Genomic DNA, 17,903 nt, shown 5'->3' on the forward strand with positions numbered 1-17,903 from the left:
TTTGGCTGGTCAAATTGAGTCGCCGCCCGCAACGGTGGGCTGTTTTTCGGCGAAAGATGGGCAATAAAGCGGCGTTCGGATGAAAAAAGGTGAGCAAACGCAAAATTATTGCCATCGGATAGTTGAAGTCGGGTGCCTCTCTCCCCATATAAAGGGCAGTTTTGCACGAATTGTGCTTTCACGCTGCTCAATGTGGGGGATGTGTGGCTCGACTCGACCAAAGTGCGCCGCTATAATGCCGCGTCATATTTTCTCATCACAAAGACATATTGTTGTCTTTATAAACAGGAAGACTCCGGGCTTTGCCCAGGGGCAATAAGGGTCAGCACACAGTGCTGAGTTGAACGAGGTAGAAGAATGCAAGTTTCTGTAGAGACAACCCAGGGTCTGGAACGCCGTCTTACCATCACTGTACCGGCCGCTACCGTAGACGCCGCTGTGCGTAAAGAATTGAATGGCCTGGCCAAAACTCGTCGCATCGACGGTTTCCGTCCTGGCAAGGCTCCGGTTGCCATCATCAAGAAGATGTTCGGCGCCATGGCTCACGCCCGCGTTGCTGATGAAATGATGCAGAGCAACTTCATCAAAGCCATCATCGAAAACAAACTGAGCCCGGCCGGTGCCCCGACCATGGATCCGAAAGAGATCCAGGAAGGTCAGGATTTCGAATTCACCGCCACCTTCGAAGTGTACCCGGAGTTCGAAGTTGCTGGTCTCGAGACCATCAAGGTCGAGAAGCCGGTTGCGACCGTGAAGGATGAAGATCTGGCCAACATGATCGACACCCTGCGCAAGCAGCACGCTACCTGGGCTGATGCCGATGTTGCCGCTGCCAATGGCATGCGTGTGACCCTGGACTTCGTCGGTTCCATCGACGGTGAAGAGTTCGACGGCGGCAAAGCTGAAGGCTTCAACCTGGTGCTGGGCGCTGGTCGCATGATCCCGGGCTTCGAAGACGCCATCCTGGGCAAGAAAGCGGGCGACGAGTTCACCATCGAAGTGACCTTCCCGGCTGACTACCACGCTGAAAACCTGAAAGGCAAAGAGGCCAAGTTCGCTTCCAAGCTGATCAAGGTTGAAGAGCAGATCCTGCCTGAGCTGACCGAAGAGTTCGTGAAGCGTTTCGGTATCGAAAGCGGTTCTGTTGAAGAGCTGAAAGCCGAAGTGCGCAAGAACATGGAGCGCGAACTGGCTCAAGCCCTGAAAAACAGCGTGAAAGAGCAGGTTCTGAACGGTCTGGTTGAAGCCAACCAAATCGACCTGCCGAAAGCAGCTGTTGCTCAAGAGATCGACGTACTGCGTCAGCAGGCTCTGCAGCGCTTCGGTGGCTTCCAGGGCGGCAACGCTCCCGAGCTGCCGGCTGAACTGTTCCAGGCTCAAGCCGAGCGTCGTGTACGCGTAGGCCTGCTGCTGGGTGACGTGATCCGTACCAACGAGATCAAGGCTGACGATGCCCGTGTAAACAGCATCATCGAGTCCATGGCGACTGCCTACGAAGATCCGAAGGAAGTGATCGAGTACTACCAGAAGAACGAACAGATGCTGAACGGCGTTCGTAACCTGGCAGTAGAAGATCAAGCCATCGACCTGATCCTGTCCAAAGCGCAAGTGACCGAAAAAGAAGTTGCCTTTGACGAAGTGATCAACAAGTCTGGCGCCGCTGCCTAAGAACATTTGACTTAAGGTCAAGACTGTTAAGTATAATGGCTCGTGTGATCTCCACTCGGGCCATTTTATTTTAGGGACAATGCCTTATGTACAAGAACTATAACGATATGACCGATTCTCCCAGCAATGCGCTGGTCCCCATCGTGGTCGAACAGACTGCCAAGGGTGAACGTTCCTACGATATTTACTCCCGTCTGCTGAAAGAGCGGGTGATCTTCCTGACTGGTCAGGTTGAAGATCACATGGCCAATCTGGTGGTTGCCCAGTTGCTGTTCCTCGAGTCCGAGAATCCGGACAAGGACATCTATATCTACATCAACTCGCCGGGTGGTTCGGTGACTGCGGGCATGTCTATCTATGACACCATGCAGTTCATCAAGCCGGATGTCAGCACCGTCTGCATGGGGCAGGCCTGCTCCATGGGTGCCTTCCTGCTGGCCGGTGGCGCCAAGGGCAAGCGTTTCTGCCTGCCTAACGCCCGCGTGATGATCCACCAGCCGCTGGGTGGCTTCCAGGGTCAGGCATCTGATATCCAGATCCACGCCCAGGAGATCCTGAAGATCAAAAATACCCTGAACGAGCGCCTGGCGTTCCACACCGGTCAGGACATGGCTACCATCGAGCGTGACACCGATCGTGACAACTTCATGTCCGCCGAGCAGGCTGTGGCCTATGGTTTGGTAGACGGTGTCCTGAGCCAGCGTAGCTGAGCAGGGTGTCCCGGTCTGTTGTAAACTCAACAGGCCGATCCATCCTCTATTGATAAAACGAGGTTGCTGAATGACAGAGAAACGCAAGGGTGAGGGTGATAAGCTGCTCTACTGCTCTTTTTGCGGCAAAAGCCAGCATGAAGTGCGCAAGCTGATCGCTGGCCCTTCCGTCTACATATGTGATGAGTGCGTCGAGCTGTGCAACGACATCATCCGCGAAGAGATCCGCGAGATCTCTCCCAAGCGCGATGGTAACGAGCTGCCGACCCCTCATCAGATCCGCGCTCATCTCGATGACTATGTGATCGGGCAGGAGTACGCCAAGAAGGTGTTGGCTGTAGCCGTCTACAACCACTACAAGCGTCTGCGCAACAGCGGCGAAAACAGTGGTGTTGAGCTCGGCAAATCCAACATCCTGCTGATTGGCCCGACCGGTAGCGGTAAAACCCTGCTGGCCGAGACTCTGGCTCGTCTGCTGGATGTGCCGTTCACCATGGCCGATGCGACCACCCTGACCGAAGCCGGTTATGTGGGCGAGGACGTGGAGAACATCATCCAGAAGCTGCTGCAAAAGTGCGACTACGACGTAGAAAAGGCTCAGCGTGGCATCGTCTACATCGACGAGATCGACAAGATCTCCCGCAAGTCGGACAACCCCTCCATCACCCGCGATGTCTCCGGGGAAGGGGTACAGCAGGCACTGCTCAAGCTGATCGAAGGGACCATCGCTTCCGTGCCGCCGCAAGGTGGTCGCAAGCATCCGCAGCAGGAGTTCTTGCAGGTTGATACCTCCAAGATCCTCTTCATCTGTGGCGGTGCCTTTGCCGGTCTGGACAAGGTGATCGAGCAGCGTTCCGTGAAGGGAACCGGTATCGGTTTTGGCGCCGAGGTGAAATCCAAGGATGCCAAGGCCACCCTGAGCGAGACCTTCGCCAAGGTAGAGCCGGAAGATCTGATCAAGTATGGTCTGATCCCCGAGTTCATCGGCCGTCTGCCGGTGGTCGCGACCCTGACCGAGCTGGACGAATCCGCGCTTATCCAGATCCTGAAAGAGCCGAAAAACGCGCTGACCAAACAGTACGCTGCGTTGTTCGATCTGGAAGGGGTTGAGCTGGAGTTCCGTGACGATGCGCTCAACGCCATTGCCCGCAAGGCGATGGAGCGTAAAACCGGTGCTCGTGGTCTGCGTTCCATCGTGGAAGCCGTGCTGCTGGATACCATGTATGACCTGCCTTCTCTGGAAGGGGTCAGCAAGGTGGTGATCGACGAGACCGTGATCAAAGGGGACTCTGCGCCCTTGATGATTTACGAAAATCCCGAAACTCAGGCTGCTGCATCAGAGTAAATGTCTGATTTTTAATCAAATGGAAGGGGCTTTTTGCCCCTTTCATGCTTTTTACGGTTTCGGCGATTGAATCTCATCTCAGCGCCCCCATATACTCAGCCAAGCGCTTTGCCAACGGTATAACAAGCCGAGAGGACATATATGAACCTAGAGCGTTCAGAACGCATCGAGATTCCCGTCCTGCCTCTTCGTGACGTGGTGGTTTATCCCCACATGGTCATTCCACTCTTTGTGGGGCGGGAAAAATCCATTCGCTGTCTGGAAGCGGCCATGGAGCAGGACAAGAAAGTTCTGCTGGTGGCCCAGAAGGATGCGTCAACCGATGAGCCAACGGTGGAGGAGATCTTCACCGTCGGGACAGTGGCCAATATTCTGCAGATGCTCAAGCTGCCGGACGGCACCGTCAAGGTGCTGGTAGAGGGGGGACAGCGTGCCCGCCTGGAGCGGATGATCGACGACAAGGATTTCTTTGTCTGCGAGGCCCAGTACATCCCCTCCCAAGCCATTGAGGAGAAGGATCAGGAAGTACTGGTTCGCTCCGCCATCGGCCAGTTTGAAGGCTATATCAAGCTCAACAAGAAGATCCCGCCCGAGGTACTGACCTCGATCTCGGCGATCGACGATGCTGCGCGTCTGGCTGACACCATGGCGGCCCACATGCCGCTCAAGCTGGAAGACAAGCAGAAGGTGCTGGAGATTGTCTCGGTCTCCGAGCGCATCGAATTCCTGATGGCGATGATGGAGTCGGAAATTGACCTGCTGCAGGTCGAGAAGCGCATCCGTACTCGCGTCAAGAAGCAGATGGAGAAGAGCCAGCGCGAGTATTACCTCAACGAGCAGATGAAGGCCATCCAGAAAGAGCTGGGTGAGCTGGAAGATAGCCCGGATGAGTTTGAAGCCCTCAATCGCAAGATTGAAGAGGCTGGCATGCCGGAAGATGCCCGTGAAAAGGCCCAGGCCGAGCTTGCCAAGCTGAAGATGATGTCTCCCATGTCCGCCGAGGCTACCGTGGTTCGCAGCTATGTGGACTGGATGGTACAGGTGCCGTGGAAGGCGCGATCCAAGGTCAAGAAAGACCTTGGCAAGGCGCAAGAGGTGCTGGATGCCGATCACTATGGCCTAGAGAAGGTCAAGGATCGCATCCTCGAATATCTGGCGGTACAGGCGCGGGTGAACAAGCTCAAGGGCCCCATCCTCTGTCTGGTTGGGCCTCCCGGTGTGGGCAAGACCTCGCTGGGCCAATCCATCGCCAAGGCGACAGGCCGCAAATATGTGCGGATGGCTCTGGGTGGGGTGCGTGACGAAGCGGAGATCCGCGGTCACCGCCGTACCTATATCGGTTCCATGCCCGGCAAACTTATCCAGAAGATGGCGAAAGTCGGCGTGAAGAACCCGCTGTTCCTGCTCGACGAGATCGACAAGATGAGCTCGGACATGCGCGGCGATCCCGCATCCGCCTTGCTGGAAGTGCTGGATCCGGAGCAGAACAACAGCTTCAACGATCACTATCTGGAAGTGGATTATGACCTGTCGGACGTTATGTTCGTGGCTACCTCCAACTCCATGAACATCCCGGGCCCCTTGCTGGACCGGATGGAAGTGATCCGCCTCTCCGGTTACACCGAAGATGAGAAGCTCAACATTGCCAAGCAGCATCTGGTTGCCAAGCAGATCCAGCGCAACGGCCTGAAAGAGTCCGAGATCACCATCGAAGATTCTGCCCTGGTCGGAGTGATCCGCTACTACACCCGCGAGGCGGGGGTGCGGAGTCTGGAGCGCGAGATCTCCAAGATTTGTCGCAAGGCGGTCAAGCGCATCCTGCTGGACAAGAGCATCAAGCATGTTCAGGTCAATCAGGCCAACCTCAAGGAGTTCCTCGGGGTGCAGCGTTTCGATTACGGCAAGGCGACCGACCAGAATCAGATTGGTCAGGTATGTGGTCTGGCGTGGACCGAAGTGGGGGGCGACCTGCTCACCATCGAGACCACCAACATGCCGGGCAAGGGCAAGCTCACTTATACCGGTTCCCTTGGTGACGTGATGCAGGAGTCCATCCAGGCGGCCATGACGGTCGTACGAGCCCGTGCCGAGAAGCTGCGCATCAACGCCGACTTCTACGAGAAGCGCGATATCCACGTGCACGTACCGGAAGGGGCAACCCCGAAAGATGGTCCGAGCGCCGGTATCGCCATGTGTACCGCCCTGGTCTCCAGCTTGACCGGTAATCCGGTTCGTGCTGATGTGGCGATGACAGGGGAGATCACCCTGCGCGGCGAAGTGCTGCCCATCGGTGGTCTCAAGGAGAAGTTGCTGGCAGCCCATCGTGGCGGCATCAAGCGAGTGCTTATTCCGAAAGAGAACGAGCGTGACCTTGAGGAGATCCCGGCAAACGTCAAACAAGACCTTGAAATTTATCCGGTTCGCTGGATTGACGAGGTGCTGGAACTGGCGTTGCAGGACAATCCACAGGGGTTTGAGCGCGTTTCTGTCGTGTAAATGTTGATGCGCCGCAAATTTGGCGCATTCGGCGGGTGGTTAAGGCTTGCATGCGCCCGATAACGGAAGTAGCCTTGACCACCGATCGGGTACTCGTGATGAGTCGCAATGCGTTGTGTGGCGCGGGTTTGCGCCAGATTGTCACTTGCAACTGATCAGGAGGCTTGCTATAAAACCTCCACTTGTTGTGGCCAGGGAAATCAGCGCCGCAGCGGTGTTTGATAAAAGGGGAATATAAGAGTGAATAAATCTCAACTGATTGACAAGATTGCAGACGGTGCCGATATCTCCAAAGCTGCCGCTGGCCGTGCGTTGGATGCCTTCATTGATGCTGTTGGTGAAGCGCTGAAAGAGGGTGACCAGGTTGCTCTGGTTGGTTTCGGTACTTTCGCTGTACGCGAGCGTGCTGCCCGTTCAGGCCGTAACCCGCAGACTGGCGCGACCATCGAAATCGCTGCTGGTAAAGTTCCTGCCTTCAAAGCCGGTAAGGCCCTGAAAGACGCTGTTAACTAAGTCGGTCGCTGATATCCGTCGGCTACCGTCCTTGGTCGCAGACCAGACAAGTTAGAGAGTCTTCTCTCATACTGATTGACCAAGGCGCATCGCAATCGGTGCGCCTTTTTATTGTTTACGCCCATCGAGTTCGGGAGCATAAGTACAAACATGATGTTGGATAAACTACGCGAAGGGGCGCAGGGCAAGGTAGCCAAGGTTATCTTGGGTCTGATCATCCTCTCCTTTGCCTTGGCTGGTGTAGGTAGTTACCTGAACGGCCCGGCCCGTACCGCCCCCGCCACCGTCAATGGCACCGAGATCAGTGCTGCGGCACTGGAAAATGCCTACCGTAACGAGCGCGCCCGCATGGAATCCCAGATGGGAGAGGCATTCAGCCAGCTGGCCGCGAACCCCGATTACATGAAACAGTTCCGTCGCGGTGTGCTGGATCGGCTGATCGATCAGGCTCTGCTGGACAGCAAGGCCCGTGAACTGGGTCTGCGCATCAGCGATGAACAGATCAAGCAAGCCATCGTGGCCATGCCGGAGTTTGCCGAGAATGGCAAGTTCAACAATGACCGCTATCTGCAGCTGATCCGTCGTGCCGGCATGACTCCTGAAATGTTCCGTGACTCCCTGCGTCAGGACATGGTGCGTCAACAGTTGATGAGCGCCCTGCTGGGCACCGAATTCTCCCTCAAGGGCGAAGCGGAGCAGCTCGACAAGCTCTACAACCAGACTCGCGATCTGCGTCTGGTGCGTCTGGCTGCCGCCAACTACATGGCTGACGTTCAGGTCTCCGACAACGAGCTGGAGCAGTACTACAAGACCAATGGCGCCCGTTTCATGAACGACGAGCAGGTCAAGGTCGACTATCTGCTGCTGGACGCTGCCAACCTCGCCAAGGATATCAAGGTCACCGAGCAGGATGCCCAGGATTACTACGATCAGCACCAGGATCTGTTCCAGCGTGCCGAGCGTCGCCACGTGGCTCACATCCTTATCCCGTTTGGCAAGGATGAGAAAGCGGCCGAGCAGAAAGCAGAAGCCGTGCTGGCCAAAGCCAAGGCGGGTGATGATTTCGCTGCGCTGGCCAAGGCGGACTCTTCCGATACCTTCTCTGCCCAAAAAGGCGGCGAGCTGGACTGGTTCGAGAAAGGGGTGATGGATCCGGCCTTCGAGAAAGCCGCGTTCGCCCTGAACAAGGCTGGCGATCTCTCCGGCGTGGTGAAGAGCCCGTTCGGTTTCCACATCATCAAGCTGCTGGGGGTTGAAGCAGCCCAGACCAAGCCGTTTGCCGATGTGAAAGAAGAGACCATCACTCGTCTGCAAGCTGACAAGGCCAAGGAGAAGTTCTTCGCCGAGCAGCAGAAGATGGCTGACAACAGCTTCGAAAACCCGGACTCGCTGGATCTGACCGCTGATGCCATGGGGATGAAGGTTCAATCTTCCGATTTCTTCACCCAGGCGACTGCTCCGGCTCCGCTGAACGATCCCAAGGTGCTCTCCGTGGCGTTTTCCGAACAGCTGCGCGATGACAACACCAACTCCGACGTGATCGAGCTGGCTGACGGCAAGGCGCTGGTGCTGCACATCACTGGTCACAAGCCCAAAGCGGTCAAGCCGCTGGCTGAGGTGAAAGAGCAGGTGATTGCCGCCATCAAGCATGACAAGGCTAGCGAAGTGGCCCGTGGCAAGGCCCAGGGCCTGCTGGACAAGCTGAAAGTCGGTGAGAGCATCACCGCCGATCTGACTGCACTCGGTCTGAAAGTGGAGACCCACAAAGGGGTTGCCCGCTTCGATCGCGAGCTGGATCAGAACCTGATTGCTCAGGCGTTCACGCTGCCCCATCCGATCGACGGCAAGCCGAGTGTGGCTCTGGTTGCCGAGACCAATGGTGACCGCGTTGTGGTTGCGCTGGACAAGGTCAACGTACCTGCCGCCGCATCCGGCATGGCCGCCATGCTGCAAGCTCAGCTGGGTCAGGGCAAAGCCCAAGTGGATTACAAGTCTCTGATCGACGAGCTGCGCAAAGCGGCCAAGATCGAGTACTTCACCAGTGTGGAAGCGACTGTCGAGTAATCGGCACTGCGCAATCCATTGAAAACGGCTCCTTGATGGAGCCGTTTTTTTATCTGTAGGCAAGAGGAGGAGACTCAAGCTCTGTGCCCTGTGCCCTGTGCCCTGTGCCCTGTGCCCTGTGCCCTGTGCTCTGTTCTGTGGCGTGTAGTCACACCGCGGTTATACGCCATCTCAGTCGTCTAAAAACGGGATATAAAAAAACCGGCACCTGAGTGCCGGTTTTGCATTGCGCACTTGCGCAGGTGCGGGGTTATACCACGCCCTGGGTGCGCAGGTAATCCTCGTAGGTGCCGCCGAAGTCGCGGATACCATCTTCGCTCAGCTCCAGAATGCGGGTCGCCAGAGAGGAGACGAATTCGCGGTCGTGGGAGACGAAGATCAGGGTGCCCTTGTACATCTCGAGTGCCAGGTTCAAGGATTCGATAGATTCCATGTCCAGGTGGTTGGTCGGCTCATCCATGATCAGGATGTTGGGGCGCTGCATCATCAGCTTGCCGAACAGCATGCGGCCCTGTTCACCACCGGAGAGCACCTTAACCGGCTTCTTGATGTCGTCCTGGGAGAAGAGCAGACGACCCAATACGGAGCGCACAGCCTGCTCGTCTTCGTTATCCTGTTTCCACTGGGCCATCCAGTCGAACACGTTGAGGTCGGTGTCGAAATCTTCGGCGTGATCCTGAGCGTAGTAACCGATCTGGGCGTTCTCGGACCACTTGATGGTACCGGTATCCGGTGCCAGATCCCCGACCAGCGTCTTGATCAGAGTCGATTTACCGATACCGTTGGTACCCAGAATGGCGACCTTCTCACCCACTTCCAGCATCATGTTGAGGCCCTTGAACAGGGGCGCCTCACCATAACCTTTGGACAGGCCTTCGATCTCCAGAATGTTGCGGTAGAGCTTCTTCTCCTGCTCGAAGCGGATGAAGGGGTTCTGACGGCTGGAGACCTTCACTTCCTCAATCTTGATCTTGTCGATCTGCTTGAGGCGGGAGGTCGCCTGGCTGGACTTGGAGGCGTTGGCACTGAAACGGGAGACGAAGGATTGCAGATCGGCGATCTGGGCTTTCTTCTTGGCGTTGTCGGCCAGCAGACGCTCGCGCGCCTGAGTGGCGGCCAGCATGTAGTCATCGTAGTTGCCCGGATAAACGCGCAGCTCGCCGTAGTCCAGATCCGCCATGTGGGTACAGACGGAGTTCAGGAAGTGACGGTCGTGAGAGATGATGATCATGGTGCTTTCACGTTCGTTGAGCACCTGTTCCAGCCAGCGAATGGTGTTGATATCCAGGTTGTTGGTCGGTTCGTCCAGCAGCAGGATGTCAGGGTTGGAGAACAGCGCCTGTGCCAGCAGCACCCGCAGTTTCCAGCCTGGGGCCACTTCGCTCATTGGACCGTTGTGCTGCTCGATGGGAATACCGGCACCCAGCAGCAGTTCGCCTGCGCGGGACTCGGCGGTATAGCCGTCATACTCGGCGACCAGACCTTCCAGCTCGGCGGCCTTCATGTAGTCGTCGTCGGTCGCTTCGAGGTTGGCGTAGATGGCATCGCGCTCGGCGATGGCCGCCCACAGCTCGGTGTGACCCATCATGACCACGTCCAGTACGCGCATATCTTCGTAGGCGAACTGATCCTGACGCAGCTTACCGATGCGCTCGTTGACGTCCAGGCTTACATTACCGCCAGTGGGCTCCAGATCACCGCCGAGGATCTTCATAAAGGTGGACTTGCCACAGCCGTTGGCGCCGATAAGGCCATAGCGGTTGCCGCCGCCAAACTTGACGTTGATGTTCTCAAACAGCGGCTTGGCGCCGAACTGCATGGTGATGTTGTTGCTACTTAACAAGGTATGTGTCCCGATTGGTCTGTCAAATGGCGCGCATTATGGCACAGATCCCCTGAAAGTTTTAGCGAGAAGTGTGATCTTGATCGGGGCAAGCGGGGCGTGCAGCCGATTGATGGGCAATAAAAAAAGCCGGCGCGAGGCCGGCTTGGAAGTATGAACTTGATCTGTTAGTGGGAGGTGGCGCCAGAGGCACCCAGCCCGGTCTGGGAGCGAACGAACTGCGGCAGGAACTTGGCATGTTCGTCGGCGGCGTTCTGGGAGCTGTCGGTGATGGAGAAGAACCAGATCCCGACGAAGGCCAACCCCATGGAGAAGAGGGCAGGGTATTCGTAGGGGAAGATGGCCTGGGCATGGCCCAACACTTTCACCCACACGGTCGGACCCAGGATCATCAGGGTCACTGCGCTCACCAGCCCCAGCCAGCCACCGTAGACGGCGCCACGGGTGGTCAGGCGTGACCAGAACATGGAGAGGAACAGCACCGGGAAGTTGCAGCTGGCGGCGATGGAGAAGGCCAGACCCACCATGAAGGCGATGTTCTGCTTCTCGAACAGGATCCCCAGACCAATGGCAACCACACCCAGCACCAGAGTCGTCATTTTGGAGACGCGCAGTTCATCGGTCTCGTTAGCCTTGCCCTTCTTCAACACGCTGGCATAGAGGTCATGGGAGACCGCAGAGGCACCGGCCAGGGTCAATCCGGCAACTACCGCCAGAATGGTGGCAAATGCCACGGCGGAGATGAAGCCGAGGAACAGGCTGCCACCGACCGCATTGGCCAGATGGACTGCCGCCATGTTGGTGCCGCCCAGCAGGGCGCCGGTGGCGTCCTTGAAGGCCGGGTTGGTGCTCACCAGCAAGATGGCGCCAAAGCCGATGATGAAGGTGAGAATGTAGAAGTAGCCGATAAAGCCGGTGGCGTAGAACACCGATTTACGCGCCTCTTTGGCATCGCTCACGGTGAAGAAACGCATCAGGATATGGGGCAGACCGGCGGTACCGAACATCAATGCCAGACCGAGCGAGATGGCGGAGATGGGGTCAGCAACCAGGCCACCCGGACTCATGATGGCGATCCCTTTCTCGTGCACCTTGACCGCTTCGCTAAACAGGGCACCGATATCGAAGTTGACCGATTTCATGACCATGATGGCCATGAAGCTGGCACCGGAGAGCAGCATCACTGCCTTGATGATCTGCACCCAGGTAGTGGCCAGCATGCCGCCAAACAGCACGTAGAGCACCATCAGGATACCGACCAGCACCACGGCCACATGGTATTGCAGGCCAAACAGCAGCTCGATCAGTTTGCCGGCACCGACCATCTGGGCAATCAGGTAGAGGGCGACCACCACCAGCGAACCGCAGGCGGAGAGGGTGCGCACTTCAGTCTGTTTGAGACGATAGGAGGCGACATCGGCAAAGGTATATTTGCCAAGGTTGCGCAGCCGCTCGGCGATCAGGAACAGAATGATGGGCCAGCCCACCAGAAAACCGATGGAGTAAATCAGGCCATCGTAGCCGGAGGTGTAGACCAGCGCGGAGATCCCGAGGAAGGAGGCGGCGGACATATAGTCACCGGCGATGGCCAGACCATTCTGGAAGCCGGTGATACGGCCACCGGCCGCATAGTAGTCGGAAGCCGAGCGGTTGCGCTTGGAGGCCCAGTAGGTGATGAACAGGGTAGCGGCCACAAAGACCACGAACATCACGATGGCCGACACATTGAGAGGTTGGCGTTGTACTTCGCCGGTCAGCGCATCCGCTGCCAGCAGGGGGGAGGAGGCCAGTGAGGCCAACAGCAGCCATTTGCCTTTCATGCTTTTTGCGCTCATGACTGCACTCCCTTGAGGATCTTCTGATTCAGCTCGTCAAACTCGCCGTTGGCCCGAAACACATAGATGCCGGTCAATACGAAGGAGGAGAGGATCAGTCCCACCCCGACCGGAATGCCACGGGTGACGGTGGTGCTGTCGCTGAGCGGGGTGCCGAGCCAACCGGGGGCAAAGGCGATGAGCAGAATAAACGCCAGGTAGAGTCCCAGCATCAGAGCCGAGAGGGCCCAGGCAAAACGCTGGCGCTTGGCGACCAGCTCCTGGAAGTTGGGATCTTGCTGGATCCTCAGATAGCTTTGCTGTTCCATTGCAGTTCTCCATGACATGAGTGTCAGCGGTGGATGGGGTAACCCCGACGAGCAGGCAATCCGCTCATGTAAGCAAAATGTGAATTAAATGTTATTTGTCGACAATTAGACTTTGGGATAAGCCAGCGGCGAGCCGCAGGTCAGGCGCAGATAGATGAGCGCGGCCGTGGTGGCATCGGCAAGGGCATCGTGGGCGGGCAGGGATGGCAGTTCAAGGTGGCTGCAGATGGAACTTAAACGCAGGTTGATGGCCGCATCGGGATAGCGGCGATAGAGGTGGTCATGATAAAGCTGGCTTACCTCGATCCCTCGCTGGGGCAGGGTCAATCCCCACAATTTCTGGCAGGCGAGATTGAGAATGCGCAGGTCGTAGGCGATGTGATAGCCCACCAGTTCACGGGGGCCGATAAAGTCGAGTAGCAGGCGCAGCGCGGCTTCCAGCTCCATCCCCTGTTGCAGATCCTGATGGCGCAGACCGTGGATCACCACCGATTGGCTGGTCAGGCTGGCCGGTGGCTGTACCTTGATGGCGAGGGCCTCGCCGGTCAGCAGCCGGTTACCCTGAATGCGCACCGCCCCGATGGAGACGATCTCGGCCTGCTCGGGATCGAGACTGGTGGTCTCGAAATCGAGGGCGATCCGTTCATCTTTCGGTGGGGTGGCAAAGAGCGGCGCGAACTCGCCCGTTCGGAACGCATGGCCATACCAGTAGCGTCGAGCGCGGCTCAACATGTCTATTGTCTCAGACGAAAGTGCAAGGTGAGCCACTGCTGGAACTTCTTCACCTGATGCAGCGCCTGACGCAGCAGATCCCGCTCGCTTGTCTGCACCCGACTATTGCCCCCCTTGAGCTGGCTGCGCAGCCTCAGCCGGATAAAGAGCCGGAACGCCTCCGCCAGATTGCTGCCATAGTCGGCACTGAGCCGATCGGCGGCCACCAGCGCATCGATACGCCCCAGGGTTGAGGTCTCCAGAATGCCTGCCTCAAGGGCCAGCATCCGGATGCCGTGCACCAGCGGAAACAGGCCGCCCCGCTTCAGATCCAGCCCTTCCGGTGGCTGCTCCAGCCTGCCAAAGAGGGTTAGCGGGGCATGGAAGGCCACTGCCGGTCGCACCATCTCCGCCAGCAGATCCCGTCTGTCCGCCAACTGTTCGCGCAGCGCTCTGGCAACCGGCAGATGGAGCTGTCGATCCCCCGCGATGGGGTGAGCATCGGCCAAGGTGGCGAGCCAGAGCAGCTCATCCTCCTTTGCCGTGGTGCAGGCGCTGGCAATGGCGCTTTGCCACTCGCTGCCCGTTTTCACCCAGGCCGGATTGTTCACCATCACTTGCCCGGGGCACAGCGGGTAGCCGAGGCGTTCCAGCAGGGCGCTGAATTCGGCGAGAGCGGCTGCCTGGGTTGGCCATGCTAGCCCATCTGGCAGGATCAGGGCGTTGTCCTGATCTGTTTTGAGGATCTGCTCGCCGCGCCCCTCCGAGCCCAGCATCAGCAGGCAGACCTTATCCTGCACCTCGGGGGGGATCACCAGCGCAAAGGCTTTGGCGATCAGCTGCTCGTTGATGGTGGCGATGAGCTTCATCAAAAAGGCGGTGTGGATCCCCTGGGCAAACAGGGAGCGGGTCAATTGTTGCTGTTCGCGGGCCACCGCCTCCAGTGCCGGCAGGCTGTCGGCGCGGGCAATGCGCAGGGTCAGCACGTGGGAGTGGGTAGAGAAGAGCCCCAGCACCTGAGTCAGTTGCAGGATCCCCGCCACCTCGTTGCCGCGCCACACCACCAGTCGCTTGATGCGATGGCGGGTCATCAGCAGCAGGGCATCAAACAGATAACTCTCCAGCGGCAGACCAATCAGGGGCGTGGGGGTCAGCACCGAGAGGGGCGCCGTCAGCGGCAATCCCTTGAGGGTCAGGGCGTGGAGCAAGGTCTTGCGGGTTGCCAGCGTGAGGGAGCCGTCGTGGGCCGGGTAGAGCAGGCAATCGGTTCCCTTGCTCACCATGGCTTCGGTCGCCGCCAGCAGTGACAGCTTGCTGTCGACGATAAGCGGTGCCTGCAGGTGGCCGGGTTCGATGCGGGTCAGGATAAATTCCGCCAGATTCTTCTGACCCAGCTGTTCGCGCTGCTCTTGCTGGCGCTGACGCTCGGCCAGATTGGCGGTGAAGTAGCTGGCAAACTGCGGATCCTGCTCACAGAGCGAAAGAAAGGTGTGGCGAGGAATGAGCTGACAGAGGCTATCTTCCAGCGCGGTGAAGCGGTGGCGGCAGCGGCCATCAAACTGGGCGCGCACATCGAACAGGTCATCGACCCCGTAATCACCAAACTGGTGGTGAGGGGCCGACTCTTCCACCGCCCCCTTGATGATGAGATAGAGGCCGGGAGGCTCGTCCCCCTCTTTTAGCAGCAGATCCCCGGCCCGAAAATAGCAGAGCGAAAGGTGACGGGAGAGCCGCTCGCGCGCCTCCTCGCCCAGTCGGTCGAACGGTGGTCTGGCAAAATTGAACAGGGTTGACATGACAGCGTCCTCTGCTGGCTTGCGGCACTCATGCAGCTCCCAGTGTGACAAAGGGAGGGGGAGGCGACCAGCCGACTTTAGTCTCAGCTGTACCGCCTGTTCACACTCTGATAACTTGGTGGTATGACCAGTGAGTCAGTTTCAGGGATCAAGGAGAGGACAAGGGAGATGGAAAAACCAAGGGTCAAGTGCGAGATCCACGACGGGATTGCCGAAGTGATGCTGACGCGGGGGGACAAACTTAATTCGCTGGACCGCGCCATGTTCAGCGCCATCGACGAGACGCTGACGCAACTCGCCCGGCACAAGGGGCTGCGGGCGGTGATCCTGCACGGCGAGGGGCGGGCCTTCTGCGCTGGGCTGGATGTGAAATCCATGCTGAGACAGCCGGTGGCGGCGCTCGATATTCTCAAGCGTGAAGCGGACGAGGCGACCAATCTGGCCCAGCGGGTTGCCTATGGTTGGCACCAGCTGCCGATGCCGGTGATTGCAGTCACCCAGGGGGTCTGTTTTGGCGGTGGTCTGCAGATTGCGCTCGGCGCTGATTTTCGCTTCAGCACCCCCGATTGCCGCTTCTCGGTGATGGAGATCAAGTGGGGGATCATTCCCGACATGAGTGGCAGTGTCACCATGCGCAACCTGATGGGGCTGGATACCGCCATGGAGCTGGCCATGAGCGGGCGTGAGCTCGATGCCGTCGAGGCCAAATCCCTCGGGCTGGTGAGCCGGGTCTGCGCCGATCCGCTGGTGGAGGCGCGGGAGTTTGCCCGCACCCTCATCACCAAGTCGCCCGATGCCCTGGCGGGGATCAAGCAGCTCTACAGCCAGGCCTGGGCCCGCAGCGATGAAGCCATGCTCAAAGAGGAGACCCGCCTGCAAAAGCAGATCCTGGGGCGACCCAATCAGTGGCGGGCCACCCTTAACAGCCTGTTTCGCTGGCGGCTGCCCTTCGGGCCGCGCCGCAATCCGCTCTGAGATGAGGTGACAGGAAAAAGAAATGGCAGCCGAGGCTGCCATTTCTATTGATGTTTTATGTCGTTCTGGTTCAGGAGGTCTTGCGATCCTGATCCGGTTCGAACTGATGGCCCGATTTCTCCCGCTCAAGGTTCTCTTCGGATCGCTTGCCCACCCAGTAATCGGCGTTCTTGATGCCGAGCTTCTCCGGGTGGAATACGGGGTCAATACCTTGTGCCTGCTGCGCTTCATAATCCTTCAAACAGGTGAAGGCGGTCTTTTGCAGCAGCAGGATGGCGATGATGTTGAGCCATGCCATCAGGCCAACCCCGATATCACCCATGCCCCACGCCAGATCCGCCGTCTTGACGGTGCCGTAGACGGTGGCAGCCATCAGCGCAATCTTCAGCAAGAAGGTGAGCCAGGGGCGATTTATCTTGCGGTTGATGTAGGCGATGTTGGTTTCGGCGATGTAGTAGTAGGCAACGATGGTGGTGAACGCGAAGAAGAACAGCGCGATGGCCACGAAAATGCTGCCAAAGCCCGGCATCATGCTCTCCATAGCGGTCTGCACATAGCCCGGGCCTGCTGCGATACCGGCAATACCTGTGTAGATAGCGGCGCCGTCCGGCCCTTGTACGTTATAGAGCCCGGTGATCAGCAGCATAAAGCCGGTGGCGGAGCAGACGAACAGGGTGTCGATATAGACGGAGAACGCCTGAACCAAACCCTGCTTGGCCGGGTGACTCACTGCCGCCGCAGAGGAGGCGTGCGGCCCGGTACCCTGACCGGCTTCGTTGGAGTAGACCCCGCGTTTTACCCCCCACATGATGGCCAGACCCAGAATGGCACCGAAACCGGCATCCAGACCGAAGGCGCTCTTCCAGATCAGCAGGATCACGCCCGGCAGCTGGCCGATATTCAGGGCGATGATGACGCAAGCCACGATGATGTAGCCCAGCGCCATAAAGGGCACCACGGTACTGGCGAAGCTGGCGATACGCTTGACGCCGCCGAAGATAATAAAGCCGAGCAGCAGCGCCAGACCGGCGGCGGTGACGTTCGGATCGATATTAAAGGCGGTCTGCAGGCTGGAACCGATGGAGTTGGCCTGCACGCCCGGCAGCAGCACGCCGCAGGCGAAGACGGTAGCGATGGCAAAGGTCCAGGCGTACCACTTCATGCCAAGCCCTTTCTCGATGTAGAAGGCCGGGCCGCCGCGGTATTCACCGTTGATCTTCTCTTTGTAAACCTGACCTAGGGTGGACTCCACGAAAGCAGAGCTGGCGCCGAGGAAGGCAACCATCCACATCCAGAACAGGGCGCCCGGGCCACCGAAGGTGATGGCGGTGGCCACACCGGCGATGTTACCGGTACCAACGCGACCAGCCAGGGTCATGGCCAGCGCCTGGAAGGAGGAGACACCGGCATCGGTGCTCTTGCCATCAAACATCAGGCGCACCATCTCTTTGATATGACGCAGTTGCAAAAAACGGGTGCGCAGGGAGAAGTAAAGACCGACCCCCAGACACAGGTAGATGAGCGCAGGGCTCCAGATTACACCATTGATGGCATTGACGATTTCATTCATGTACAACAACTCCTTTGTTGTGTTTGTGGCGCTGTCTTGGCGAGATCTTGGCCTCGCTCTCTGTCACTG

Annotated in this window: 13 protein-coding genes; 7 read left to right on the plus strand and 6 right to left on the minus strand. The window is 58.2% G+C overall.

Translation table 11 applies throughout. The annotated features are described in order from the left end of the window. Positions 1–357 precede the first annotated feature (357 nt). The 6 genes from tig to ppiD all read left to right on the plus strand — a co-directional run bounded on the left by tig (position 358) and on the right by ppiD (position 8,796). Positions 358–1,668 carry a trigger factor gene (gene tig, locus ACTG2W_RS00455; RefSeq protein WP_106843767.1) on the plus strand — a complete coding sequence of 437 codons (1,311 nt, stop codon included), beginning with the start codon at positions 358–360 and terminating at the stop codon, positions 1,666–1,668. Between the two features lie 86 nt (positions 1,669–1,754). Beyond that, complete coding sequence (gene clpP, locus ACTG2W_RS00460) at positions 1,755–2,378, plus strand: ATP-dependent Clp endopeptidase proteolytic subunit ClpP (protein WP_005336979.1); 624 nt, start codon at positions 1,755–1,757, stop codon at positions 2,376–2,378. 70 nt (positions 2,379–2,448) lie between these two features. Further along, on the plus strand, positions 2,449–3,723 hold the full coding sequence (clpX, locus tag ACTG2W_RS00465; RefSeq protein ID WP_005336977.1) for an ATP-dependent protease ATP-binding subunit ClpX: 1,275 nt from the start codon (positions 2,449–2,451) through the stop codon (positions 3,721–3,723). 141 nt (positions 3,724–3,864) lie between these two features. Further along, positions 3,865–6,219 (plus strand): endopeptidase La, encoded by a 2,355-nt coding sequence (gene lon / locus ACTG2W_RS00470; RefSeq protein ID WP_106843768.1) that lies wholly within the window; start codon positions 3,865–3,867, stop codon positions 6,217–6,219. A gap of 240 nt (positions 6,220–6,459) precedes the next feature. After that, positions 6,460–6,732, plus strand: a complete 273-nt coding sequence (gene hupB, locus ACTG2W_RS00475) for a nucleoid-associated protein HU-beta (protein WP_005315375.1) — start codon at positions 6,460–6,462, stop codon at positions 6,730–6,732. A 150-nt stretch (positions 6,733–6,882) separates the two neighbouring features. Further along, on the plus strand, positions 6,883–8,796 hold the full coding sequence (gene ppiD / locus ACTG2W_RS00480; RefSeq protein ID WP_181281640.1) for a peptidylprolyl isomerase: 1,914 nt from the start codon (positions 6,883–6,885) through the stop codon (positions 8,794–8,796). A gap of 250 nt (positions 8,797–9,046) precedes the next feature. Here ppiD and ACTG2W_RS00485 read toward each other — a convergent pair whose 3' ends face one another. From ACTG2W_RS00485 to ACTG2W_RS00505, 5 genes are all read right to left on the minus strand, one after another. Then, positions 9,047–10,639: an ABC-F family ATPase gene (locus ACTG2W_RS00485; RefSeq protein WP_005336974.1), complete on the minus strand. Its 1,593-nt coding sequence runs from the start codon at positions 10,637–10,639 to the stop codon at positions 9,047–9,049. A gap of 167 nt (positions 10,640–10,806) precedes the next feature. After that, on the minus strand, positions 10,807–12,459 hold the full coding sequence (locus tag ACTG2W_RS00490; RefSeq protein WP_026035062.1) for a cation acetate symporter: 1,653 nt from the start codon (positions 12,457–12,459) through the stop codon (positions 10,807–10,809). A gap of 11 nt (positions 12,460–12,470) precedes the next feature. Continuing rightward, complete coding sequence (locus tag ACTG2W_RS00495; RefSeq protein ID WP_005336970.1) at positions 12,471–12,782, minus strand: DUF485 domain-containing protein; 312 nt, start codon at positions 12,780–12,782, stop codon at positions 12,471–12,473. 105 nt (positions 12,783–12,887) lie between these two features. After that, positions 12,888–13,514: a 3'-5' exonuclease gene (locus tag ACTG2W_RS00500; RefSeq protein WP_106843769.1), complete on the minus strand. Its 627-nt coding sequence runs from the start codon at positions 13,512–13,514 to the stop codon at positions 12,888–12,890. 2 nt (positions 13,515–13,516) lie between these two features. Continuing rightward, the gene (locus ACTG2W_RS00505) at positions 13,517–15,289 is read right to left on the minus strand and encodes a DUF294 nucleotidyltransferase-like domain-containing protein (protein WP_106843770.1); all 1,773 of its coding nucleotides are present in this window, start codon (positions 15,287–15,289) and stop codon (positions 13,517–13,519) included. Positions 15,290–15,457: 168 nt separating this feature from the next. Between ACTG2W_RS00505 and ACTG2W_RS00510 the strand changes: the two genes are divergently transcribed. Further along, complete coding sequence (locus ACTG2W_RS00510) at positions 15,458–16,264, plus strand: crotonase/enoyl-CoA hydratase family protein (protein ID WP_106843771.1); 807 nt, start codon at positions 15,458–15,460, stop codon at positions 16,262–16,264. Positions 16,265–16,334: 70 nt separating this feature from the next. Here ACTG2W_RS00510 and ACTG2W_RS00515 read toward each other — a convergent pair whose 3' ends face one another. Next, a complete protein-coding gene (locus ACTG2W_RS00515; RefSeq protein ID WP_005360093.1) occupies positions 16,335–17,834 on the minus strand; it encodes an alanine/glycine:cation symporter family protein in 1,500 nt (499 codons plus the stop codon). Between the last annotated feature and the right edge of the window lie 69 nt (positions 17,835–17,903).

This window comes from Aeromonas sp. 96A (assembly GCF_051919165.1).
Classification (GTDB): Bacteria; Pseudomonadota; Gammaproteobacteria; order Enterobacterales; family Aeromonadaceae; genus Aeromonas; species Aeromonas veronii.